This is a genomic window from Vibrio natriegens NBRC 15636 = ATCC 14048 = DSM 759, from assembly GCF_035621455.1.
Taxonomy (GTDB): domain Bacteria; phylum Pseudomonadota; class Gammaproteobacteria; order Enterobacterales; family Vibrionaceae; genus Vibrio; species Vibrio natriegens.
In genome coordinates, this window is the sequence record NZ_CP141822.1 from 784,162 (window position 1) to 806,746 (window position 22,585).

Consider the following 22,585-nt stretch of genomic DNA (forward strand, 5'->3'; position numbering starts at 1 on the left):
AAAAATCAATACGTTAGAATAGCCCACTTGTCGTTTCGTACTTTCGTGAAGTGGCCGATAAACGTATTTAATAAAGTACAACAGCAGTGGATTCATAAAAGAAAAGGTAAAACAATGAAGCAGCGTCTGATGGTAAAAACCGCCTTGAGTGCGGTCATTCTGGCTACTCTTGCCGGATGTGCAACCCAACCCGCCCATGAATGGAAAACAGATATCACTTACCGGTTAACGGTACTGCATACTAACGATCACCATGGTCGTTTTTGGCAGAACAAATATGCAGAGTACGGTATGGCAGCACGTAAAACACTGATTGATGATTTACGTGAAGAGGTAGAAGCGGAGGGGGGAAGTCTTTTGCTTCTCTCTGGTGGTGATATTAACACGGGTGTTCCTGAGTCAGATTTACAAGATGCGGAACCTGACTTTAAAGGCATGAGCAAAATTGGCTATGATGCGATGGCACTCGGCAATCATGAGTTTGATAATCCGTTAGACGTTTTGTTTAAGCAGCAGGAATGGGCGACTTTCCCAATGTTGTCCGCCAATATCTATTCGAAAGAAACCGGTAAACGCATGTTCCAGCCTTATGCGATGTTCAATAAGCAAGGCATTAAGATCGCCGTTATTGGCCTGACAACAGAAGATACTGCGAAGTTAGGTAACCCTGAATACATAGGTCAAGTGGACTTCCGTGATCCAAAAGAGGAAGCGAAAAAACTGATCGCTGAGCTGAAAAAGACCGAATATCCTGATTTGATCTTTGCTGTCACTCATATGGGACACTATGAAAACGGCAACCGTGGCATTAATGCGCCGGGTGATGTAGCGTTAGCGCGTTATTTAAGTGAAGGTGATTTGGACATGATTGTCGGCGGCCACTCGCAAGAGCCTGTTTGTATGGAAGGCCCAAACGTCATGAAGCAAAACTTCAAGCCGGGTGATGAGTGCCAGCCAGACCAACAAAACGGGACTTACATCGTTCAAGCCTATGAGTGGGGTAAGTATGTCGGTCGTGCAGATTACGAGTTTCGTAACGGTGAGCTTTCGATGGTGAGTTACGACCTTATTCCGGTCAACTTGAAGAAGAAAGTGGAAATTAATGGGCAATCAGAGCGCGTTCTGGTTGAAGATGAAATTGCTCAGGATGAATCGATGCTGGAATTCCTGCGTCCGTATCAAGAGAAAGGTCAGGGCCAGCTAAACGTAAAAATTGCAGAGTCAAATGGCAAGCTGGAAGGCGATCGTGATGTGGTGCGATTTAAGCAAACCAATCTTGGCCGTCTGATTGCAACTGCTCATATGGAACGCGCCAAAGCAGACTTTGCGGTGATGAACTCGGGTGGTGTTCGCGATTCGATTGAGAAAGGGGACATTACCTATAAAGACGTCCTGACGGTTCAACCATTCGGCAATATGGTGACTTACGTAGACATGTCGGGCCAAGAAGTTCTGGACTATCTGAATGTTGTCGCGACCAAACCTGTTGACTCGGGCGCATACGCTCAGTTTGCAGGCATCGCTTTAACTATTGAAAATGGCGAGGTGACCAACGTCTTTATTGGTGACCAACAGCTTCGTTTGGATGGCAACTATCGTTTTACCGTACCAAGTTATAACGCGGCGGGTGGTGATGGTTATCCGAAAATTGATAACCATGCAGGCTACGTGAATACGGGCTTTACCGATGCTGAAGTATTAAAAGATTATCTCGAGTCTCACAGTCCGATCGATGTCAACCGTTACGCACCTACCGGGCAAATCAAATACGCAACTGACAATGTTATTTATCAATAACGCCAGATAGCGAAAAAGCGATTGACTCAAAATCGCTGATATCATTAACTAAAAACGCAGCTTCATTTATCGCAAGCTGCGTTTTTTATTTTGATAAGGAGAATCTTGATGACTCCGGCCATTAATCTTGCGAAAAAGAAAAAAGTGCCACATACCATACATCAGTATGAACATGATCCAAGAGCCGATAGCTACGGCTTGGAAGCTGCTGAAGTATTGGGACAAGATCCAAAAAAAGTATTTAAAACCTTGCTGTTTTGTTTAAACGGCGAGCCTAGAAATCTTGCAGTAGCCATCATTCCTGTTGACCAGAAATTGAATCTTAAACTGGCAGCAAAAGCGGCAAAGGGAAAGAAGGCGGACATGGCAGACCCAGACATCGCTCAGAAAACAACGGGCTATGTGGTGGGCGGTATTAGCCCGCTTGGACAAAAGAAAGCGCTCCCCACTTTTTTACACGAAAGCGCCAAAGAGCAAGAAACCGTTTGTGTGAGTGCTGGTAAGCGTGGGTTGGAAATAGAGCTGGCCCCACAAGATTTGCTGACCTTAACTCGTGGTCAATTTGCACCTTTGTGTTTATAAGTGGCAACCTAAGAGTGACAGATAAATAAAAAGGACGCACTGGCGTCCTTTCTGTTCTTCATGCTGCAATAAATTATTTTTTCAAGCTTAATGTATTGCCACTACGTTTTACTGGTTGAGATGGCTTAGTCGCGTTTGGATTGTCGTAACGCACTTTTTGTTTCGTCGGTTTACGATCGGAGTCCTGCGCTTTCGCTTTAAAGCTCTCTTTGTTTGGACGAGGGTTGTCATTGTCCGGACGGCGTCTTTGTTGGCCTTTCTTAGAGTTAGGTGCATGACGGAACTCATCGGCATTATTACCACGGAATGTACGTGGCTTTTGGTTACGACGAGCGGTTGAATCTTGGTTTTCGTCACGACTGTCAAACAGTTTAGCGTCTGTTGCTTTTCGAATGTTACGCCCTTTAGAATCCACTTTAGAGGCTTCTTCAGTACCAACCGAACCATCACACATCGCCATGATTTCAGCGACTTCCGCATCTGTCAGGTAACGCCATTTACCGTTCGGAATACCATCTAGGGAGATATTCATAATACGCACGCGACGTAGTTTGTATACCTCATAACCCAGAGCTTCACACATACGGCGGATCTGACGGTTCAAACCCTGAGTCAGCACAATTCGGAACGAGAACTTGGTTTCTTTGGTCACTTTACAAGGAAGCGTTACCGTATCGAGGATTTTCACACCGCTCGACATCTGTTTAAGAAACTCGCCAGTGATTGGTTTATCGACGCGCACCACGTACTCTTTTTCGTGGTTGTTACCTGCACGAAGAATTTTGTTAACGATGTCACCGTCGTTCGTCAAAAAGATCAGACCGTCAGACGGTTTATCTAGGCGACCAATAGGGAAAATGCGTTTTTTATGTCCAATAAAGTCGACAATGTTGCCCGGTACATCACGTTCTGTAGTACAGGTAATGCCGGTCGGTTTGTTTAACGCGATATAAACAGGTTTCTCTTTTGCAGCGACAGGTTTGCCATCGACACAAACATCATCACCTGGTAAGACTTTTGACCCCATTTCTGGCTGTTTACCATTAATTGTGACACGACCTTGCTCGATCAGTCTGTCGGCCTCTCGGCGTGAACAAAAGCCTGTTTCACTAATAAACTTATTTAAGCGTTTTGAATTATCTTGTGACATGTTGTACTCCTAACGTTTCACAACGGCGGTGAATAAAGTATCCCAGCTAATGCTAGCGAAGGGGAAAATAAGGTCGGGCATTCTAGCACCGACAAGAAACTTAGCCTAACCGTTTTTGATGGCGTTCTCGGTTTTCCAGCTTCTTATCTGCGCTCTTTCTTAACAATACGTAAACGGCTCCGCTACCACCGTGAAAGCGCTGCGCACTGTGAACACACTGCACTTCTTTAATTTGCTGTAGCCAACTGCTGACGAAGCTCTTCATTAACGCTGGTGGATTAGACCGTTCACCTCGACCATGAACAATGACAACCGTGCGGATGTCCATTGATATACATTGTTTCAGGAATTTTACGACTTCATCACGTGCTTCTTTCAGAGTTTTTCTGTGCAAGTCTAAACGTGCCTGAATCGGGTACTTGCCTAAGCGTAGTTTGCGGTATACGCCGTCTTGCACACCATCACGTTTGAACTCGACAAAGTCGTCGGGCTTGAGCATTTCTGCATGTTCGAGAGAGAGATACTCTGGGTCGTCCTCTGTTAACCATATAGCCGCTTCTCGCTTAGCAAGGTGTGCATCGGTTACTTGGTGAACTTTCTTGTGCTCTGCGGTGTCTTGAGTGATTGGCTTTACATCACCCATCATTTGTTGGAACAACTCAAAATCGTCATCGTGAGACATAGTGGCGATCTCATAAAGAACAGGATAGGTACAGGTGATTATATCAATGAGATGAGGGAAAAGATCAATAAAAAACCGGAGTAGGCAAGTAACCGACTCCGGTGCAAAGCGTTTATAGGGCTAAGCGAGATCTAGTGAGGAGATTTATCGTTCATGATCTTGTACATGAAGAAACCGCCATAAAACAACATTAGACCGATCGCTCCGAAGATTACTATCATCGATGATAGACCTACTGCATTACCAAATAGGAGATCAAGCCAAAAGTCCATATGTTTCCTCCAAGATATTCCCGATAGACACAAATTAATTGTTGGTGTTTTTTCGCACACTGATCTGGATCAATTATGTTGCTGAGGTTAATAAACTGTATTTTATTGTGGGTTGTCAGTCACATTTTGCGTGCTTGTGTTCAGTTATTCACCAAACGGATTAAGACATTACGTTTTTTTAGAAAAAGCACTTGCGTCTCGGATCAGAATCCGTAATATACCACCTCGTTGACGGGGACAAGTCCTCAGTTAAACATCTCGGTGAATAGCGCAGCTTGGTAGCGCATCTGGTTTGGGACCAGAGGGTCGGGGGTTCGAATCCCTCTTCACCGACCACATTAAGAAAGCCTGCTTTTAAAGCAGGCTTTCGTCGTTTTAGAGTTCATAAAATTCATACTAACGGATTCGAACCAAAGCGGGGGTTCGCCTGAAGTTAGAATATGGCTCTTCACCGACCACTTTCTAAAAAAGGCTCTTTAGAAATATAGAGCTTTTTTGCATCTATAGTATGCATTATCTGAGGGTCGGGGTCTGGAAGCCCAGCCGCGTCGAATCCCTCTTCACCGACCATATTAAAAGAAGCCGCAGCAGAAATGTTGCGGCTTTTTGCATTGAGCTTACTGTATCTACATCTGTTGGATATTGCACTTTGCTTTGCGTGTATTACCAAGCGGTGTAATTTCAAAACCTCGCTCGGCCAGCAAATCAATTAGGTTATCTTTACCGACGAGATGCAGGCTACCAACAACAACGGTATAGCGGCCTTGCTTTTGCGGGAGTATGCTGCCGATGTCGAGCTTTTCTGCCCAGTCTTTATTACGTGCATACAAAAAGGCCTCATTGAACTCTTCTGTTGCTTTGTCAGTTAAAGAGGCTTCTTCCAACATGCTACCATCGCCACTTTTCCAGCTTTCAATCAGGCATTCGACGAGTTCTTCTCCTGCTTCATATTCATTGATGGATGACAGCAGCATTTCTTTACCTTCATCAGGCTGACCAGTAATTAAATCGATTTGAAACTGTACGGTTTCGAGTGAAATGACAGGAATGCCGTTTTTGTCGGCCAAGCCAATTAAGTGCATATCGACGCCTTCTGTTGAGACATACCCCAGTTTGTTCACTAAAGCGAGTTGGATGGTGAGAGCGGTATTCCATGGTGGGGCATTCAGCAGCTGAGTTTCTGGTATCTGCAAATCTTTTGCTATTTTGATCAGTTGTTGACGCTGCGTTTTGTTCAGTATCGTTTTGGTTCTCTTAGACACTGGCGGGTAAACAGCACCCTCATTACTTCTTACGTCCGCTTCAATGATCAGCCCCGAACTTTCGCTAAGGTGTTCCAGTAGGTTTTTAGGCAAGGGATACATGGTTTTATCCCCCACATGTACTGAGCCGATAATCATATATTCTGTCTCGCCTTTTTTGGCTAACCAATGTTGTGGCTCAGCGCTGGACGAAAAGGAAGTAAAAAGAACGAAAAACGATGATACAAAGGTCATTATGCGGAACATATTATTATCCTCGAACTGAATCCCGGATAACATTTTGTATCCAGCATCTTGAAAGCGCATCTGCACATCACTTTATACCGAAACTAGAGCAAGATGCCATATTGAGCATAGAACACGTTTTCAATAACTCGTGTGTATACGAGCCGTTTAATAGGGGGCAGATAGAATTGTCACGATAAACTCACCATTTTGCGACGTGCTATTTATTTTTATGCGTAAATTAAGTGTGATCGAAATCTAATTATTTCGCTCTGATAAAAAAGATTGGAGTGAAAGTTTAAATTAATAATGTGATCTTAATTGGTAAATCGTTCTGATTTATGTAGTTTGTTGTGATGTAGGTCGGATATGGATTTTTTGAAAGATTTTTCAGTCCAGTTGTAATTGACTGTATTTTATGGGTTTTATTTATTGTCTGGTTTCCCGTTTTGAACATGATCACCTTTTTAAAGGATTTATTTTTCATCAAAAATTAATTGTTTCAGTATTGCCTCCGCCCACTAAGGCAGATTCCAAATTTTGTTATGTAAAGGAACCTACGAGTCTGGAACCATCACATAACGTGAATAAATAAAGGCAGTAATTATGAAATACATTTTTGCACTGAGTGCTCTTTCTCTCGCTTTCGCGTCTAGCGCATTTGCTGGTTCTTCTTACGTAACAGGTAACGTTCAATTTCACGATGATGGCCGAATTCACGGCTCGGACGTGACTTCTACACTCGAAGCTGGTCATACTTTCGATAATTCATTTGGTGGCTTTACGGTTTACACTGAGTTTGATGGTATTCAACTTGGCAAACTAGAAAGTAAAAATGGTGGCGCAGGGAACATAACACCTTACATTACGGTAGGGGGTGAGCAGTCATTTAACATCACTGATCGTCTTTGGGTTGCAGCAGGTTACCAACACTTGTTCTCAGCGGGCGAAAACATTCAATACCGTCCACTGGTGAAAATTGGTTATAACTTCGATAACGGCATTTCTCTGAGCAACCGCACGCGTGCACACATTGATGCAACAGACGCAGATGCAGATACGGACTACCGCATGGATAACCGCATCGGTTACGTGATGAATGAAGATGTGACGCTAAGCTACAACAATGTATACATGATTGATGCCGATACAATGGACCACGAGTTCCGTGCGACATGGACTCGTAAAGGTGTTCAACCATACTTTGAACTTCGCTCTCAGGCTCATGGCGCAGAAAATGCGAATGGAGACAGCCTAGTGAACAACGCCTTTGTATTTGGTGCTTCTTACGGTTTCTAACGATTTCGTCTTAATTGTCCATTAAGTTGCTAAGAAAAAGCCCAGCATCTGTTTTAAGAGCTGGGCTTTATTTTATTTGTCGTTACCTTTGTGGTGACTAAAGGCCGAAACCTGTCCTTGTTCATTGAAAGCGTAAACGGTGTAACTGTCCTTTTTATCGCCATACTCCATACCTGGGGAGCCTACTGGCATTCCAGGAACCGTCAGACCTTTCGCATTCTTCGGTGGGTTTTCCAAGAAGGCTTTAATATCGGCTGCTGGCACGTGTCCTTCAAACAGATAACCGTTTATTTCTGCCGTATGGCAAGAGTAGAGCTGTTGGTTTTTCATGCCTAATTCGCGTTTGATGGCATTCATATCATCATGCAGTTTTTCTTCGACCGTAAAGCCGTTCTCTTCCATGTGTTTTGTCCAGTCACCACAACAGCCACAATATGGCGACTTGTGGTTAATGACATCGGCTGCCAATACATTGGCGGATACGGTCGCAAGCATTGCAAAAGTTACAAGTTTCAATTTCATAATACCCTCAGAAAGAAGTCGTCATTTTACTGAAAACAGTCGTAGTCGGTTTGCATTACTAACGACAGTAATTGAAGACAGTGCCATCGCTGCTCCTGCAACTACGGGACTGAGTAAAAAGCCAAATGCTGGGTAAAGTACACCTGCCGCAACAGGTATGCCCAACGAGTTATAAACAAAGGCACCAAACAAGTTTTGTTTCATGTTTTTAAGTGTAGCGCGCGACAACTCTATTGCGTGCACCACGGCCATTGGTGAAGTGTTGAGAATCGTCATTTGCGCACTTTCTATCGCGACATCACAGCCGCTTCCCATTGCAATGCCAAGGTTGGCAAGTGCAAGAGCAGGCGCATCGTTAATGCCGTCTCCGACCATCGCCACAATATGGCCTTTAGATTGAAGTTGCTCGATGTGCTGGGCTTTTTCATCTGGTAAAACTTGTGCAATCACTTCATCAATGCCGAGCTCTTTACCGATCGCATCAGCAACGTGCTGGTTATCACCCGTTAACATCACGGTTTTGATTCCCTGAGCTTTTAAAGCTGAAAGTGCTTCTTTAGCGTCTGACTTGATTGGATCGGCAATCGCGATCAGTCCGACTAACTCGTTATCCAGAGCCACAGCGACAGGCGTCCAAGCGTTTTTTGCACTCTCTTCTATCGCTTGTTTTAGGTTACTTGTGTCAATGTTCTCGGCTTGCATAAATTGCAAAGAACCGATCAGCAATGGTTTACCTTGGTAAGTCGCTAAGATGCCACGTCCACGGACGTTTTCGAATTTGTCTAACGTGACTTCTCGCGCGTCTTGTTGTTTCGCAAAATCACACACGGCTTTGGCAAGTGGATGCTCAGACTGACGCTCTGCCGAATAGGCCATAGCAAGCAGCTCATCTTGACTGGTCGCGTGAGTAAAAACTTGCTGAACCGATGGTTTTCCTTGTGTCAGCGTGCCGGTTTTATCGAAGACGACCGTATCGACTTTACTGGCTAACTGCAGTGCATCAGCATCTTTAATTAAGATGCCCAACTCGGCGGCTTTGCCTACGCCAACTGTGACGGAAAGAGGTGTAGCCAAGCCAAGTGCACAAGGGCAGGCGATGATGAGTACGGTTGTTGTCACCACGAGCATGTAGCTGGCTTTAGGCTCTGGACCTACTGCAAACCAAACCAACGCAGCAAGTAAGGCAATACCAACCACGACAGGTACAAATACCGCTGAGATTTGGTCGGCTAATTTGGCGATGGCTGGTTTACTGCTTTGAGCGGTTCTAACCATACGAATGATGCGCGCAAGCATCGTATTTGTACCAATGCCAGTGGCTTCGATAACCAAGCTACCGTCGGTGTTTAGCGTACCAGCAGAGACTTCTGCATCCAGCCCTTTTAGCACCGGGACAGGCTCTCCGGTTAGCATTGACTCGTCTATATAGGATTCGCCTTCGCGTACGGTGCCATCTACTGGCACTTTCTCGCCGGGCTTAATTCTTAATTTCATACCAAGCGTTATTTGCTCAATGCTGATGGTCTGATCGCCTTTCTCTGTAATAGCCGTCGCTTGTTGTGGTTGCAAGTTAATTAAAGCTTGTAATGAGCGAGTCGTGTTGGCCTTGGCTTTGGCTTCTATATAGTGACCGAGAGAAATCAAACCAACGATCATTGCACTTGCTTCAAAATAGACGTGACGTGATGCGAGCGGGAACCAGTTTGGGAAAACCACTACGAGCATGGAGTAGAACCAAGCAGCACCTGTGCCCAATGCAACCAGTGTATCCATGGTTGCGCGTTTGTGAGTCGCCGCTAACCAAGCGTTGCTGAAGAAGTGGCGACCAGCAGTTGCCAGAAGCAGCAAACATAAAAGACCGACCGCACCCCAAATGAACTGATCACTGGTGTGGCGAATCATCATGTTACCGCCAGCCACACCCCACAGCATTAAGGGAGCACCCACCACTAAGCCAGCAATGGCATCAAATTTAAAGCGTTTTTGCTGTGCCAATTGCTGCTGCGCTTGCTTTTCTTGTTGTGTTGCGGCGTCTTGTAGGATTTCCGCTTGGTATCCTGCTTGTTTTACTGACTCGACAATCGCTTGGTGTAAGTCTTCTGAATCCTGAATCGCGAACACTAAGGCACTTTGTTCAGCAAGATTTACCTGAGCTTTTTCTACACCTTCAACCTTAGTTAATGCTTTTTCGACTGAAGAAACGCAACTTGCGCAGGTCATTCCCTGGATTAGCATTTGCAGTTGAGTGCTGCTGGCTGGTGGAATGTCTTCCAGTGGTTTATCTGGTGCTTCGCTTTGTGCTGGTTGGGTTTCATCTTCAGGCTCGGCACTTTTAACTTCTGTACTTTCGGTGCCTGTGATGACTTCTTTACTCGCGGTGTAGCCTAAGCTCGCGACAAGATCGATGACTTGCTGTTCAGAAAGAAGAGTTCGGATATTTAATTGCGTCGTCGAAGCTTCAAATGAGATAACGTCTGCATTTGACTCTAATAAAGTAGAGAGCTTTCTGACACAGCCGCCACAGCTTAATCTGGACAAGTTAAAGTCATAGGCGTGACCAGCCTGATAGCCCAAGGATTCTATAGACTCAACAATCTCGTTTAAAGAGGCATCGGTTTTGACTTCCACAGAGGTCGGGGACAAGTTGAGGATTTCAACACTATGGTTTGCATGTAAAGTTTTCTCAACTTTCCTTGCACAACCCATGCAGTTAAGCCCTGATAACGGTACTACAAACTGATTCATAACTTTTCCTCACTGATCGCAATATAGTGAGCTTAAACCTTACTGCAAGGGTAAGGTCAAGGTTTGTTATCAATGAAGTTAATTTCGTTGAACCCCGCATCGAGAGGTTATTTGGGTATATGAACACGGAAGGATTGTAGTATTGACTTACGATGGTAAAATGTCGCCACTTTTATCCTTGACAATACAACGAGAACCCTCTCGTTGAACATTAACCCTAAGGAACTCAAATGACGGTTAAAACTCGTTTTGCTCCTAGCCCAACTGGCTATCTACACGTTGGTGGTGCGCGTACGGCACTGTATTCTTGGCTATATGCTAAAAACCAAGGTGGTGAATTCGTTCTGCGTATCGAAGATACAGACCTTGAGCGTAACTCTAAAGAAGCGGTTGATGCGATTCTGGAAGGTATGGAATGGCTAGGTCTGGAGTGGGATGAAGGTCCTTACTACCAAACTCAACGTTTTGACCGTTACAACGAAATGGTTGATAAGCTGGTTGCTGAAGACAAAGCATACAAATGTTACGCATCTAAAGAGCTACTGGATGAGATTCGTGCAGAGCAAGAAGTGAACAAAGAAATGCCTCGCTACGATGCTAACCATCCTAAAATCAAAGCGGCAAACGATGCGGCGAAAGATGGTGATCCTTGCGTAATTCGTTTCCGCAACCCGAAAGAGGGTAGTGTTGTATTTGAAGACCAAATCCGTGGTCGTATCGAAATCCGTAACGAGCAGATGGATGACTTGATCATTCGCCGTACTGATGGTTCACCAACGTACAACTTCTGTGTTGTGGTTGATGACTGGGATATGGGCATCACACACGTTGTTCGTGGTGAGGATCACATCAACAACACACCTCGTCAGATCAACATTTACGAAGCACTAGGTGCACCAGTACCTACATTTGCTCACTGTGCAATGATTCTGGGTGACGACGGTGCGAAACTGTCTAAACGTCACGGCGCTGTATCGGTAATGCAGTACCGCGATATGGGTTACCTACCAGCTGCCCTAAACAACTACCTTGTTCGTCTGGGCTGGTCTCACGGTGACCAAGAAATCTTCACTCAAGAAGAAATGATTAATCTGTTTAGTCTGGACGCCGTATCTAAGTCAGCGTCTGCATTTAACACAGATAAGCTGCAGTGGCTAAACAACCACTACATCAAGAGCTCTGATCCAGCGTACGTTGCAGAGCACTTACAATGGCACCTAGACCAACAGAAGCTGGACGTGACAAACGGCCCTGCAATCACTGAAGTGATCAAATTGGTTGGTGAGCGTTGTAATACCCTTGTTGAACTGGCTGAGCAGATTCGCTACTTCTACGAAGATTTCTCTGAGTTTGAAGCGGGCGCTGCGAAGAAACACCTACGTGGTGTAGCAAAAGAGCCTCTAGAGCTTGCACTTGCAAAAGCAGAAGCGTTAACTGAGTGGACAACTGAAAGCATCAAAGATGGTGTAATTACAGCTGTTTGCGAAGAGCTAGAAATCGGCATGGGTAAAATTGGTATGCCGCTACGTGTAGCAGTAACAGGCGGTGGTCAGTCTCCATCTGTTGACGCAGTTATGGCTCTAATTGGTCAAGAGCGTTGTATTGCTCGTATTAAAATGGCCTTAGCGTTTATTGCTGAACGTGAAGCTAATGCATAATTCAATTGCATAGATATTCAAAAACCGCGGTAATTTCCGCGGTTTTTTTATGTCTAAAGAATGTAATAAAAGCGAAAGTAGTGAACAGATTTGACTGATGTACATGCTATGTCGGCGTGTTGATGTTTGTTTTTTGATAAATTTTTGTAATTAAAGATCGTGGTTTTTAGTGCTTATTCAATGGCTGATTTTCAAACTATCCCTCTGATTAATATCTACTATCTATAAAGTTCCCCAAGTGGCATCTCAATAGTGAGACAAATATCTGCATTAGTTACTTTGTTGTGACTTTTGGCGCAAACGTTTGCGTCGTTGTCACGATAGGCTTTTGGTGCTCTATATCACATAATGTTTGCGGTTTTGATGACACTAAACTGACAGTTTTGGGATTTTTCTCGAGATTTCTTAGCGTTATAGTTCATCTCGTCAGTGGGACCCAAATAGCGGTCCCGAATACTGTACAGGAATGCTACCCGAGCAACTTTTGATAAATAATTTGCATGTATATGCACGAAGTTGGCTTCGGTAATACGCTCAAGGAATGAATCAAATTGGAATACAACGTCAGTCGGCGACGCATTTCGTGATCTAATAAAAGTAATTCTTAATAGGAATCAATAATGAAAAAACTAGCAGCGGTAATTTCAGCATCTTTACTTATGGCATCAGCGGCTCAAGCCGAAGTTTATGTTGGCGGTAAAATGGGTAAATCTTGGTTGGAAGATGCTTGTGTAGCAGGTCAATCTTGCGATAAAGATGACTCGACTCTTGGTGCTTTTGTTGGTTACGAATTCAATGACTACATTGCAGTTGAAGCAGGTTTTGACAATGTTGGTGATTTTGATAACACCTCTTTCGGTGGTCACGTAGAAGCTATCACCCTTGCGCCTAAATTCAGCCTACCAATCACTGAAGACATCGCACTTTACGGTAAAGTGGGTGGCGCTTACGTAATGTTCGATGGTAAAGACGATTACTCTTACCTTGGTGCGGCAGGTCTTGAGTTCAACCTAAGCCAAAATGTTACAGCTCGTGCGGAATACCAAACTATCACTGACATCAACAACGATATAGTTCGCGCAACAGGCAATACAGCGACCCTAGGTGTTTCATTCAAATTCGGTGGCAGCGAAGAGCCAGTTGTTGAAGAAGCGCCAATCGTTGAAGAAGTGGTTGTTGTAGAAGAGCCAGTCGTTGTAACGAAAACATTTGAAACTCAAACTATCGGTACTGGTGGCTTCGATCTAAACAGCACAACACTAAAACCTGAAAGCGCAGCTAAACTAGACAACTTGGTTGCTTTCCTAAACGAGCATCCACAAGCGAATGTTGAAGTGGTAGGCTACACAGATGCTTCTGGCGCTGCATCATACAACCAAAAAGTTTCTGAGAAACGCGCAGAATCTGTTGCTAACGCGCTAGTAGAAAAAGGCATTGATGCATCACGCATCCACGCTCGTGGTGAAGGTGAAAACAACCCTATCGCATCAAACGAAACGCGTGAAGGTCGTCAACAAAACCGTCGCGTAGAAGTGATTGTTCCTGAATTTGAATACCAAGTTCAGCAATAAGATACTATTTAAACAAATAGAGTCCTGAATTTAAATGCCCCAAAGCGTTAGCGCTTTGGGGCATTTTTATAACTACTGTCGATGCAAAAACCAGTAACAGCCTAAAATGACTTAGTACATTGGGTTATTTAAGATCGATACTGTTTAGGCGTCCCATGAACGTAAGTATTTCCAGATTTTCCTTGTGAGCTTCCAGCAGTGCTTTTTTGGTTTGCATGTATGCGGCAAGCTTGCCGTATTTACTGATTGAGCGCACAACCGTCTTGTACTTATATTCTCCGCGTTCGTTAAACTCTCGCCACTTGGCAATGTAACAAGTGTCTCGATTGTCTGGATTCTCTAGAGTTGGATTGGGTTTATGAACGATTTTCGGTTCAACACTGTGCGGTAATCTTGTCATCAGATAGGGATCTTTCAAAAGGCGCCGCCAAAACTTGCCCCACATCTGCTGTCCCAATTCATTTCTCAATTTAATGGCTTTCTTTAGTCCCTTCTCCTCTCCAATGCGCACGAACCCTACAGAGCGGTGAAGTACCGTATCCTCTGGGGTGTGGATGTGGATCTTAAAGGCTGTTTTGCCTTTGGATATAAAACGGTGTCCGGTATTTGTAATTAAATTGCTCTTAGACATAGTGCTAACTAATATTCTTATTAATAGCCAAAAAGGGTAAGCAAAACTCATCAATAATTAAAGTCATAAAATATAAAACTGTAAATAGCTGCGTTTAAAATTGGTTTTGTGCCGTTAGTGAATGTTCTAGAAAAAGACGCTGAGTGAGCTTCTAATGAATCGTCTCAAGTGATGTCAGATCAAGGGAAAAGAAAAAAACCTTAGTTCAATCGCGAACTAAGGTTCTGATGTGGCGCCCCCAGTAGGATTCGAACCTACGACCTGTCCCTTAGGAGGGGACTGCGCTATCCAGCTGTGCCATGAGGGCGTAATACCAGCTACTGCAGTTGGTATAATCAAATAAGATGCGTCATCTATAATATTCAAAAGTACGCATATCTCAAGGCCTAATGTTGTCTTTTAGAGTATCTTGTTCATTACATCGCCAATTTGAACGCTTGATGACAGGTTGGGTTGATCGATGCTCAGTTCTGCTTCGTGTTCATAAACGCGCGACACGGTTAAGGTCACTTCACTTTGCGATACTTTGTTACGTGGTAAACCACTTTGATCGATAAAAGACGCGGTGTGCCACAATTGCAATTTGTCGCCCTCTTTAACACCGTGCATACGGCCTAAATCCATAGTGACGGTGTTTCCGTAGACAGCCACTACTTCCGGCAAGGTTATCTTACAAGACAGTTCTGATTCCAAATCTAACATGATGTTACGGCTTACGCGCAGCATCATTTCACCATAAGTAGAGGCCCAGAATCGCGCGCTTCGTGTGTCGACCTGACTGGTTTTTGCAAACGGCCAGCGAGCGACTTCGCGGTAGGTTTTATAAAAGACTTCATGGCCAGTTTTGCCATCATAAACTTTCATCTCTAAGGCAAACTGCCGGTTGATGATGTCATCTTTGAGTACTTTAGATTCAATTGTCGCGGTTAAGTCAGTAATGACGCCACCAATGATGTACTGTGCTCCATTGTCCTCGGCAATCATCTGAGTGCGAGCAGGGTAGTTGCGGCTAATCGAGTAGTCGGTAGTGCCGACAGAAACGAAACTGTGCGAGGTCTGATCGAGCTGACGATTCACAACGTGGCTAAAGTCATCACCAACTTGATAAATTTGTCCCATCACGGCTTGTTGAGGAGAGGCGACATCAATATTCCCAACCAGGATGGTTTTTTTGTATTGAGCCGTGTGGCAACCCATTGCCGATGGGTAGATGTCGACACGGAGCTTTATCTCCATCTTACCACTTCGCTTTCGCTCTGATTCAACCAGGATGTAGCGTACTTCATGGTTAGTGAACTGATACTCTTTGCGGTTTTCTTCCAATAGCGGCATTAAATTACTGATGCTGCCAATATCTGCCCCCGAAAAGTTGACGGCTTTAAAAAGCGCATCCTCTAAGGCGTGTAGCCTTGCCGCATCGTCCGAAGATACGATCGTGGCAACGCCTGTCACTTCGTACCACGCGGCGACTGCGCGAAAAGGCAGAAGCAGAACGAAAGTGATTGATAATACGCTGATTAATATTTTTTTCATGGCTTGTAACCGTTCAGGTATAAATATTGCTAAAACAAACATCAGTGAAGTTTGGTAGCGCTTTCTAGTTTGGACAGGCAAAAGAAAAGCAAAGACTGTTCCAAGATTTCGTTTCTTGTCATGAATGACAAGGAACAGTGACACCCAAGATTATCTGGAGAATCAATCCATGAAAAAATGGCTTGCTGCCGCATCGATGATGACGCTTTTGACATCGTGCGCGTATTCACCAATTTACAATGGTAAAGAACCCTATTCAGGCAGTCAGTTCATGCTGATGGATAGCCCGCGTCATACGATGGACTTTTTTATTGAAAGCATGACGGAAGAGTTGATGGTTTCTAACGTCGCGGTCTCTGCGCGTACGCCTATTGCGATCACATCATTCGTTGATTTACAGAATATGGATGCAACCAATTGGTTGGGGAACTCGGTATCTGAAGGATTCATCCATCAGTTCCAGCGTCGTGGATTTAAAGTGGTGGACTTTAAAACGACGGGCTCGATCCAGGTCACTCAACAAGGTGACTTTGCATTGAGCAGAGACTGGAGCGATCTCGCGCAAGAGCAGGAAATCCAATACGTATTAACTGGCACTATGCTACGCCAAGAAGGTGGTGTGCTTGTAAACGCTCGCGTGGTTGGGATGCAAAGCCGAATTGTTGTAGCAACGGCACAGGGCTTTTTGCCTGCGGATCGTATTGGCCGCGACTTAGATACGCTGAACAGTATTCGTACTCAAGATGGCGTGCTGATTCGTTCAGACCCGACGATTCGTCAGCCATACACTGTGATTCTCCGCCCATAGGACAGAGCCATGAAAAAATTATTATTTATTATCGCCACCTTGGTGCTGGTGGGTTGCCAACCATTACAGCAGATGCGTCAGGATGAGCTGCTCGTTGCCGTAGGTTATGCCAGCGTGAGTGAACAAACTGGTCGCACTGTAGAAGAAAAACGTGTTCGAGCAATGCGCGCATCGAAAATTGATGCTTACCGTGAACTGGCAGAGCAGGTCTATGGTATGCGTGTCAGTGGCCGAGCAGAGCTGCAAGATCAGCGTTTAGGGACGGAAAGCACAACCGGTGCGGTTGACGGCGTTATTCGCGGCGCAGAAGTGGTGAGAAGCTACTTGGTCGAAGACAGTTATGTAACAGAGCTTCGTCTGGATATCCGCAAAATGGATAAGCTACGAGACTATGGTGAAGTTCAGCAGGTACCTGAGAAGCGTCAGCAGACCCTGTTCTGACATCTAAATAACGTCAGATAATCTCTTTAGCGGCTCATTGGTAACAATGGGTCGTTTTTTATGCGTATAAGTCAGAGTAGATAAACGATAGGGGTATCACGAAGAGAAAAATCAGGCTTTGATGTTGGTGCCTAAAGTCGAAATGGTGTGGGTTTGCCCACCGGCGTTGTAAGTCATACCGACTTTACCGTGGGTGCGTTGAAGCATGTTATTGAGCTTGGTGAAGCTCAGCTGCGCTCGATTGAGCGATTCACCGTTCATTTGATTGACCTGTTGGCAATCAATAACGATAGATTGAATCTGGTTTACCACCTGACTTAGGTGTTCATCTTCGGTAAGCTGATTGACATGCGGGTGAGAGGCGATTCGCTGATCAGTCGTCTTTAATTGATCAATGAGTGTCATCTTTTGTTTGGCAATACTTTCGATATCAGCAGAAACACGCGCAGTGATGGCTTGTGTTTCCTGACGTAAAACGACAGAAAGTGCTTTTGCATTTTCTAGTTGGAAGTTTACGAGATCGACTAATGCTGCCATGAATACTTACCTTGAGCCTAAGTCAGTTAGATTTTGCCTTGCAATTCGCTTTCAAGCTTAATCATGTTGTCGGCCAGTTTTTCTGGATCAACTTTGTATGAGCCGTTTGCGATTGCTTCTTTGATTGCGGCCACTTTTGCGGTGTCATAAGCCGGTGAAGCTGCCATATCCTTTTGGAGTTTATTGACGTCTTTACTTTGTTGGCTCAAAGATACTGCATCTTGTTGCGCTGACACTTTATGCGAATCTGTTGTGTTGGTCGCATTCGATTCATTACGTGCAGGTGCGCGACTTTTATTAGTCGTCATTATCTGACCTGAACGTATATTGTCTATACCTGCCATGTTTTACCTTTGCCTTGTATCGTAATACTGGTACTCAGACTATCGACCAACGCCAAAATAACTTTAATCATTTTGTGCACTTTTATTGATCGATTTTCATCTCGTGCTGTTGTTCGCCGAAGGTCAAAAGTTGACGGTGATTTCTGCAATGCCAGTCACTATGCCTTCTATTATACGTTGTGACTTATCATTTTTCACTCTCACTTGATCACCTGCTGCGCCGTCTTGCAATGCGGTGCCTTGGGTCGAGATCGTCATCCCCGCTTTTACCGCTTGAATTGTCACTCTCTCGTTACGACACACCACGCACACATCATTTCGCTCCACGACATCTCCAAGGCGAACACTACGCTTTAATTTCGCGCCCACGACTTGAGAAAGGTCGGTAAAGCCATCTTTGCGAAAGCGTTGTAACTCAATCATTGACGTGGTGACGTCTGAAGCACTGATGATTTCTCCTCGAACGAGTTGGCGAGTACTGACAAGCATCGGGACCGAAACTGACATACGCACTGGGACGTAGACTTTCCAGTCATCAGCAGAGCATTCAACCAATACATTAATATTGCTGCGCGTGCTGTTGGTGGTTGAAGCCGAAGTGTCGAGAGGTTCTGGGCAGTCGGTAGCTTTAATCCGTGAGTCGATATTTGCTGCATTGACGGTTAACTCACCGCCTGCAGGTTGCTCGACGGTGGCTAAAACATGTTGTTCTGCTGCCATTTTTATCTGCTCGAGCTGATTATCAGTGGCTGAATGAACAAAAAAGCTAAATATACTGAGCAAAATGCCGATAGCCTTAGCGTACTTTGTGAATACCGATCTACATATTGTTTTAGTCAATGTAGTCGAAGTGATAGTGAAATACGCCATAAGGTCTCCCTGGAACAATGCTTGCCAGTGGTAGAGTATCATTTAAAAACAAAAAGTTTGAGATGGAGATGAGCATATGACGGGGATTCTTGACTCAGTGAATCAGCGTACGCAACTCGTCGGTCAGAACCGATTGGAATTGTTGACCTTTAGATTGATGGGCCGGCAGCGTTATGGCATTAACGTATTTAAAGTTCGGGAAGTGCTGCAATGTCCAAAGCTGACAGTAATGCCAAATCTGCATCCGTTAGTAAAAGGTGTTGCTCATATTCGTGGCCATACCGTATCCGTTATTGATTTAAGCCTGGCAATTGGTGGCCGCCCAACCACGGAAATTGATAAGTGCTTTGTGGTGATTGCGGAGTTCAACCGCTCCATTCAGGCGTTCTTAGTATCGTCGGTTGAGCGTATTATAAACATGCACTGGGAAGCGATTTTGCCGCCTCCGGAAGGCGCGGGTAAAGCACATTACCTGACCGCGGTAACCAACATTGATAACGAGCTCGTTGAAATTCTCGATGTAGAAAAAGTTTTGGCTGAAATTGCGCCAGTGGATGAAACAATGGACGCTTCGATTGGTGAAGAAATCGCTCAGGCAGAGCAGGTGAAACCAATTGTACGTCGTATCATGATTGCCGATGACTCTACTGTTGCACGTAAACAACTCGAGCGAGCTATCCGTTCGATCGGTTTCGAGGTGTTGTCGGTGAAAGATGGTAAAGAGGCATACAACACCTTGCTTGAGATGGCTCGAGAGGGTGACATCTACGAGCAAATTTCTTTGGTGATTTCTGATATCGAAATGCCAGAGATGGACGGCTACACCCTAACCGCTGAAATTCGCAGAAATGCGGATTTGAAAGACCTTTATGTTATTCTCCACTCTTCCTTAAGTGGCGTATTTAACCAAGCTATGGTTGATCGCGTGGGAGCGAACACCTTCATTGCGAAATTTAATCCAGACGAACTGGGTAACGCGGTTAAAACTGCATTAATACAATAAAGAGACATGAATGACTGCTATTACAATTGGCGATCAAGAGTATCGTGACTTTAGCCGTTTTCTCGAAGCGCAATGTGGAATTGTGCTAGGCGATAGTAAGCAGTACTTAGTGCGCAGTCGATTAAGTCCGTTAGTGACCAAGTTTAAGCTCACTTCGTTGTCTGATTTACTGCGTGATGTGGTCTCAGGCCGCAATCGGGAACTACGTATTGCGGCTGTGGATGCGATGACAACCAACGAAACGTTATGGTTTCGAGATACGTATCCGTTCACGGTTTTAGCTGAGAAATTATTGCCGGAAGTCGCGGCAAACAAACGGCCAATTAAAATCTGGTCAGCCGCCAGTTCATCGGGTCAAGAACCGTACTCCATCGCAATGACGATTTTGGAAACGCAGCAGCGTAAACCGGGATTGTTGCCAAGCGTTTCTATCACCGCAACCGACATTTCGAGCAGTATGCTGGAGATGTGTCGCGCTGGCGTGTATGACAATTTAGCGTTGGGGCGTGGTCTCTCTCCGGAACGTCGTCGAGTCTTTTTTGAAGACAACGGAGATGGCCGCATGAAAGTGAAAGACAATGTAAAACGTCTGGTCAACTTTCGCCCGCAAAACTTGCTCGACAGCTACGCGCTGGTGGGTAAGTTTGACATTATCTTTTGCCGTAATGTCCTGATTTACTTCTCACCGGAGATGAAATCGAAAGTACTCAATCAAATGGCAAACCAGCTCAATCCGGGTGGTTATCTACTGCTGGGGGCATCTGAGTCGTTAACCGGGCTGACGGATCGTTTTGAAATGGTGCGTTGTAATCCGGGTATCATTTATAAATTGAAATAGTTTAAAGATCCTAGGGTCAAGACCTAGGATCTCTCTTAACCCAATACCTGATCTTCCCCTTCATTTTTGCCTACTCCCTCAAACAAAGGTATCTTTACGCTTAAGCCGAGTGGATTGACACTGACATTCCATCAATCACCTTGGCTTACATATTGCAATTCAAAGCATCGATAACTTTTAGCCGTAAACGTGTGCCAGTTTTTGGCATAGTAATTGCTATTTAGTTATTTATACCGGTCAGTTCTAATTGTAGAGGCAAACATGGCTATATCTTTTGACAATGCACTAGGCATCCACCAACACACGGTGGGCGTACGTGAGCGCAATGCTGAGGTGATTTCCACCAACATCGCGCAAGCAAACACGCCTGGCTACAAAGCAAGAGGTTTAGACTTTGCAAAGGAATTACAAGCGGCAACATCTGGGGCAAGTATTAGTCTTAATCGAACCGATGGTCGGCATATTCCTGCCACTACAACATTGACAGGGGACAAGCTATATCGTCTTCCTACCCAACCTGATACGGGTGATGGCAACACGGTAGATTTGGATTTAGAACGTAACCTGTTCATGCAGAACCAAATCAGACACCAGGCATCACTCGACTTTCTAGGTGGCAAATTTAAGAACTTAACCAAGGCAATCAAAGGGGATTAATTTAGATGAGCTTATTTAACGTTTTCAATGTGACAGGTTCCGCAATGAGCGCTGAGTCTGTTCGTCTGAATACTACCTCAAGCAACCTGGCGAATGCGGATAGTGTCAGTAGCTCTGCGAAAGACACTTACAAAGCGCGTCATGCTGTATTTGGCGCCGAGTTAGGTAACGCCATGCGTAACGGTAATACGGTACCAGTGAAAGTGTTGGGAATTGTAGAAAGTGATAAACCGTTAAATGCGGAGTACAACCCTGATCATCCTCTTGCAAACGAACAAGGCTACATCTACAAGCCAAACGTTAATGTAATGGAAGAAATGGCAAACATGATTTCGGCTTCTCGCGCATATCAAACCAATGTTCAAGTTGCCGACTCAAGTAAACAAATGCTGCTGCGTACGCTGCAGATGGGTCAATAAGGATAAGGAGGTAGCGTATGGCCGGATTTAACAACGTTGGTCAAAGCGGCTTGTCCTACATCGACCAGCTCAAAAGCCTACAAGAGAACAAAAAAGCGGAAGAGAGCACAGGTAAGCAGGACCTGAAACAGGAAGACTTCCTATCTTTGCTCACCAAGCAATTGTCTCAGCAGGACCCGTTTAAGCCAGTCAGCAATGACCAGATGATCGCGCAGATGGCGTCATTTGCGACCGTTGATGGCATCGGCAAAATGAACACTCAATTTGAGAGTTTGAACTCGTCGATGACATCGAACCAAGCATTACAGGCTTCTTCTCTGGTTGGGCGCGATGTGTTGGTCCCAGGCGCTGCGGGTGTGAAGCAAGACGAAGCCCCAATGGCAGCCATGGTTAAGCTTTCGCAGTCTATCGACAATTTATTTGTTCGTGTCGAAAACGAGGCTGGCCAACTGGTTCGTACTTTTGAGGTAGGGGCGAAACCAGCTGGTGACACCCGTGTACTCTGGGACGGTAATGATGAAAGCGGGAATCCATTGCCTGCCGGTAAATACAAAGTGAAAGCATCTGGCTTAGTTGATGGGGCGTCGCAAGAGTTCCCAGTCTCCACTTATGCCAATGTAAACAGCGTATTACTCGGTAAGGGTGACGGAAACGTATTACTTAATCTGGCGGGTTTTGAATCGCCAGTTCGACTTGCAGAAGTATTGGAAGTCGGCAAAGCGTAACGCATAACACGCGA

The 22,585-nt window shown here is 44.9% G+C and carries 23 protein-coding genes and 2 tRNA genes; 13 read left to right on the plus strand and 12 right to left on the minus strand.

Going from position 1 to position 22,585, the window contains the following annotated elements:
- The first annotated feature begins 114 nt into the window (after positions 1–114).
- Both ushA and ybaK read left to right on the plus strand, forming a co-directional pair.
- Positions 115–1,797, plus strand: coding sequence for a bifunctional UDP-sugar hydrolase/5'-nucleotidase UshA (gene ushA, locus VER99_RS03645; RefSeq protein WP_020333325.1), 1,683 nt, complete (start codon positions 115–117; stop codon positions 1,795–1,797).
- 108 nt (positions 1,798–1,905) lie between these two features.
- Positions 1,906–2,379 carry a Cys-tRNA(Pro) deacylase gene (gene ybaK, locus VER99_RS03650; RefSeq protein WP_014231071.1) on the plus strand — a complete coding sequence of 158 codons (474 nt, stop codon included), beginning with the start codon at positions 1,906–1,908 and terminating at the stop codon, positions 2,377–2,379.
- Between the two features lie 73 nt (positions 2,380–2,452).
- Here the strand turns inward: ybaK and rluF are convergent, their stop codons facing one another.
- From rluF to VER99_RS03665, 3 genes are all read right to left on the minus strand, one after another.
- On the minus strand, positions 2,453–3,529 hold the full coding sequence (gene rluF, locus VER99_RS03655; RefSeq protein ID WP_020333328.1) for a 23S rRNA pseudouridine(2604) synthase RluF: 1,077 nt from the start codon (positions 3,527–3,529) through the stop codon (positions 2,453–2,455).
- Between the two features lie 100 nt (positions 3,530–3,629).
- Positions 3,630–4,211, minus strand: coding sequence for a DNA endonuclease SmrA (gene smrA / locus VER99_RS03660; protein ID WP_020333330.1), 582 nt, complete (start codon positions 4,209–4,211; stop codon positions 3,630–3,632).
- 131 nt (positions 4,212–4,342) lie between these two features.
- Positions 4,343–4,483 carry a DUF3149 domain-containing protein gene (locus tag VER99_RS03665; RefSeq protein ID WP_014231074.1) on the minus strand — a complete coding sequence of 47 codons (141 nt, stop codon included), beginning with the start codon at positions 4,481–4,483 and terminating at the stop codon, positions 4,343–4,345.
- Between the two features lie 259 nt (positions 4,484–4,742).
- Here VER99_RS03665 and VER99_RS03670 point away from each other — a divergent pair.
- A tRNA-Pro gene (locus VER99_RS03670) sits at positions 4,743–4,819 on the plus strand.
- A gap of 290 nt (positions 4,820–5,109) precedes the next feature.
- Here VER99_RS03670 and VER99_RS03675 read toward each other — a convergent pair.
- On the minus strand, positions 5,110–5,991 hold the full coding sequence (locus VER99_RS03675; protein ID WP_024372739.1) for a TraB/GumN family protein: 882 nt from the start codon (positions 5,989–5,991) through the stop codon (positions 5,110–5,112).
- Between the two features lie 585 nt (positions 5,992–6,576).
- Here VER99_RS03675 and VER99_RS03680 point away from each other — a divergent pair.
- Positions 6,577–7,269, plus strand: a complete 693-nt coding sequence (locus VER99_RS03680; protein ID WP_014231077.1) for an oligogalacturonate-specific porin KdgM family protein — start codon at positions 6,577–6,579, stop codon at positions 7,267–7,269.
- 72 nt (positions 7,270–7,341) lie between these two features.
- Here the strand turns inward: VER99_RS03680 and VER99_RS03685 are convergent, their stop codons facing one another.
- Together VER99_RS03685 and VER99_RS03690 are read right to left on the minus strand one after the other, a co-directional pair.
- On the minus strand, positions 7,342–7,791 hold the full coding sequence (locus tag VER99_RS03685) for a DUF411 domain-containing protein (RefSeq protein WP_014231078.1): 450 nt from the start codon (positions 7,789–7,791) through the stop codon (positions 7,342–7,344).
- A gap of 21 nt (positions 7,792–7,812) precedes the next feature.
- Positions 7,813–10,536: a heavy metal translocating P-type ATPase gene (locus VER99_RS03690; RefSeq protein ID WP_020333332.1), complete on the minus strand. Its 2,724-nt coding sequence runs from the start codon at positions 10,534–10,536 to the stop codon at positions 7,813–7,815.
- A gap of 230 nt (positions 10,537–10,766) precedes the next feature.
- Here VER99_RS03690 and gltX point away from each other — a divergent pair, with 230 nt between their 5' ends.
- Positions 10,767–12,194 (plus strand): glutamate--tRNA ligase, encoded by a 1,428-nt coding sequence (gene gltX, locus VER99_RS03695; protein WP_020333333.1) that lies wholly within the window; start codon positions 10,767–10,769, stop codon positions 12,192–12,194.
- A 620-nt stretch (positions 12,195–12,814) separates the two neighbouring features.
- A complete protein-coding gene (locus VER99_RS03700) occupies positions 12,815–13,765 on the plus strand; it encodes an OmpA family protein (protein ID WP_020333334.1) in 951 nt (316 codons plus the stop codon).
- Positions 13,766–13,889: 124 nt separating this feature from the next.
- On the opposite strand, the gene VER99_RS03705 is transcribed toward VER99_RS03700, so the two are convergent.
- From VER99_RS03705 to VER99_RS03715, 3 genes are all read right to left on the minus strand, one after another.
- The gene (locus VER99_RS03705; protein WP_020333335.1) at positions 13,890–14,396 is read right to left on the minus strand and encodes a hypothetical protein; all 507 of its coding nucleotides are present in this window, start codon (positions 14,394–14,396) and stop codon (positions 13,890–13,892) included.
- A 230-nt stretch (positions 14,397–14,626) separates the two neighbouring features.
- Positions 14,627–14,703: transfer RNA gene (locus tag VER99_RS03710), tRNA-Arg, on the minus strand.
- 92 nt (positions 14,704–14,795) lie between these two features.
- The gene (locus tag VER99_RS03715; RefSeq protein WP_020333336.1) at positions 14,796–15,929 is read right to left on the minus strand and encodes a flagellar assembly protein FlgT; all 1,134 of its coding nucleotides are present in this window, start codon (positions 15,927–15,929) and stop codon (positions 14,796–14,798) included.
- A 169-nt stretch (positions 15,930–16,098) separates the two neighbouring features.
- Here VER99_RS03715 and VER99_RS03720 point away from each other — a divergent pair, with 169 nt between their 5' ends.
- Positions 16,099–16,737, plus strand: a complete 639-nt coding sequence (locus VER99_RS03720; protein WP_014231084.1) for a FlgO family outer membrane protein — start codon at positions 16,099–16,101, stop codon at positions 16,735–16,737.
- Between the two features lie 9 nt (positions 16,738–16,746).
- On the plus strand, positions 16,747–17,178 hold the full coding sequence (gene flgP / locus VER99_RS03725; RefSeq protein WP_014231085.1) for a flagellar assembly lipoprotein FlgP: 432 nt from the start codon (positions 16,747–16,749) through the stop codon (positions 17,176–17,178).
- A 111-nt stretch (positions 17,179–17,289) separates the two neighbouring features.
- On the opposite strand, the gene VER99_RS03730 is transcribed toward flgP, so the two are convergent.
- The 3 genes from VER99_RS03730 to flgA form a co-directional block, all read right to left on the minus strand.
- Positions 17,290–17,715, minus strand: a complete 426-nt coding sequence (locus VER99_RS03730) for a flagella synthesis protein FlgN (protein ID WP_014231086.1) — start codon at positions 17,713–17,715, stop codon at positions 17,290–17,292.
- Positions 17,716–17,741: 26 nt separating this feature from the next.
- Complete coding sequence (gene flgM / locus VER99_RS03735; RefSeq protein WP_020333337.1) at positions 17,742–18,059, minus strand: flagellar biosynthesis anti-sigma factor FlgM; 318 nt, start codon at positions 18,057–18,059, stop codon at positions 17,742–17,744.
- 123 nt (positions 18,060–18,182) lie between these two features.
- The gene (flgA, locus tag VER99_RS03740; protein ID WP_020333338.1) at positions 18,183–18,929 is read right to left on the minus strand and encodes a flagellar basal body P-ring formation chaperone FlgA; all 747 of its coding nucleotides are present in this window, start codon (positions 18,927–18,929) and stop codon (positions 18,183–18,185) included.
- A gap of 76 nt (positions 18,930–19,005) precedes the next feature.
- Here flgA and VER99_RS03745 point away from each other — a divergent pair, with 76 nt between their 5' ends.
- From VER99_RS03745 to flgD, 5 genes are all read left to right on the plus strand, one after another.
- Positions 19,006–19,932 (plus strand): chemotaxis protein, encoded by a 927-nt coding sequence (locus tag VER99_RS03745; protein WP_014231089.1) that lies wholly within the window; start codon positions 19,006–19,008, stop codon positions 19,930–19,932.
- Between the two features lie 10 nt (positions 19,933–19,942).
- Positions 19,943–20,770 carry a protein-glutamate O-methyltransferase gene (locus VER99_RS03750; RefSeq protein ID WP_020333339.1) on the plus strand — a complete coding sequence of 276 codons (828 nt, stop codon included), beginning with the start codon at positions 19,943–19,945 and terminating at the stop codon, positions 20,768–20,770.
- A 261-nt stretch (positions 20,771–21,031) separates the two neighbouring features.
- Entirely contained in the window at positions 21,032–21,427 is a 396-nt protein-coding gene (flgB, locus tag VER99_RS03755) for a flagellar basal body rod protein FlgB (RefSeq protein ID WP_014231091.1), read from the plus strand.
- A 5-nt stretch (positions 21,428–21,432) separates the two neighbouring features.
- Positions 21,433–21,846 (plus strand): flagellar basal body rod protein FlgC, encoded by a 414-nt coding sequence (gene flgC, locus VER99_RS03760; RefSeq protein WP_014231092.1) that lies wholly within the window; start codon positions 21,433–21,435, stop codon positions 21,844–21,846.
- A 17-nt stretch (positions 21,847–21,863) separates the two neighbouring features.
- Positions 21,864–22,571: a flagellar hook assembly protein FlgD gene (flgD, locus tag VER99_RS03765; RefSeq protein WP_014231093.1), complete on the plus strand. Its 708-nt coding sequence runs from the start codon at positions 21,864–21,866 to the stop codon at positions 22,569–22,571.
- Positions 22,572–22,585: the final 14 nt, after the last annotated feature.

Bases quoted from the DNA above. Each gene is read 5' to 3' on its own strand.
- ushA (WP_020333325.1), top strand. From the start codon at position 115: ATGAAGCAGCGTCTGATGGTAAAAACCGCCTTGAGTGCGGTCATTCTG.
- ybaK (WP_014231071.1), top strand. From the start codon at position 1,906: ATGACTCCGGCCATTAATCTTGCGAAAAAGAAAAAAGTGCCACATACC.
- rluF (WP_020333328.1), bottom strand. From the start codon at position 3,529: ATGTCACAAGATAATTCAAAACGCTTAAATAAGTTTATTAGTGAAACA.
- smrA (WP_020333330.1), bottom strand. From the start codon at position 4,211: ATGTCTCACGATGACGATTTTGAGTTGTTCCAACAAATGATGGGTGAT.
- VER99_RS03665 (WP_014231074.1), bottom strand. From the start codon at position 4,483: ATGGACTTTTGGCTTGATCTCCTATTTGGTAATGCAGTAGGTCTATCA.
- VER99_RS03675 (WP_024372739.1), bottom strand. From the start codon at position 5,991: ATGTTCCGCATAATGACCTTTGTATCATCGTTTTTCGTTCTTTTTACT.
- VER99_RS03680 (WP_014231077.1), top strand. From the start codon at position 6,577: ATGAAATACATTTTTGCACTGAGTGCTCTTTCTCTCGCTTTCGCGTCT.
- VER99_RS03685 (WP_014231078.1), bottom strand. From the start codon at position 7,791: ATGAAATTGAAACTTGTAACTTTTGCAATGCTTGCGACCGTATCCGCC.
- VER99_RS03690 (WP_020333332.1), bottom strand. From the start codon at position 10,536: ATGAATCAGTTTGTAGTACCGTTATCAGGGCTTAACTGCATGGGTTGT.
- gltX (WP_020333333.1), top strand. From the start codon at position 10,767: ATGACGGTTAAAACTCGTTTTGCTCCTAGCCCAACTGGCTATCTACAC.
- VER99_RS03700 (WP_020333334.1), top strand. From the start codon at position 12,815: ATGAAAAAACTAGCAGCGGTAATTTCAGCATCTTTACTTATGGCATCA.
- VER99_RS03705 (WP_020333335.1), bottom strand. From the start codon at position 14,396: ATGTCTAAGAGCAATTTAATTACAAATACCGGACACCGTTTTATATCC.
- VER99_RS03715 (WP_020333336.1), bottom strand. From the start codon at position 15,929: ATGAAAAAAATATTAATCAGCGTATTATCAATCACTTTCGTTCTGCTT.
- VER99_RS03720 (WP_014231084.1), top strand. From the start codon at position 16,099: ATGAAAAAATGGCTTGCTGCCGCATCGATGATGACGCTTTTGACATCG.
- flgP (WP_014231085.1), top strand. From the start codon at position 16,747: ATGAAAAAATTATTATTTATTATCGCCACCTTGGTGCTGGTGGGTTGC.
- VER99_RS03730 (WP_014231086.1), bottom strand. From the start codon at position 17,715: ATGGCAGCATTAGTCGATCTCGTAAACTTCCAACTAGAAAATGCAAAA.
- flgM (WP_020333337.1), bottom strand. From the start codon at position 18,059: ATGGCAGGTATAGACAATATACGTTCAGGTCAGATAATGACGACTAAT.
- flgA (WP_020333338.1), bottom strand. From the start codon at position 18,929: ATGGCGTATTTCACTATCACTTCGACTACATTGACTAAAACAATATGT.
- VER99_RS03745 (WP_014231089.1), top strand. From the start codon at position 19,006: ATGACGGGGATTCTTGACTCAGTGAATCAGCGTACGCAACTCGTCGGT.
- VER99_RS03750 (WP_020333339.1), top strand. From the start codon at position 19,943: ATGACTGCTATTACAATTGGCGATCAAGAGTATCGTGACTTTAGCCGT.
- flgB (WP_014231091.1), top strand. From the start codon at position 21,032: ATGGCTATATCTTTTGACAATGCACTAGGCATCCACCAACACACGGTG.
- flgC (WP_014231092.1), top strand. From the start codon at position 21,433: ATGAGCTTATTTAACGTTTTCAATGTGACAGGTTCCGCAATGAGCGCT.
- flgD (WP_014231093.1), top strand. From the start codon at position 21,864: ATGGCCGGATTTAACAACGTTGGTCAAAGCGGCTTGTCCTACATCGAC.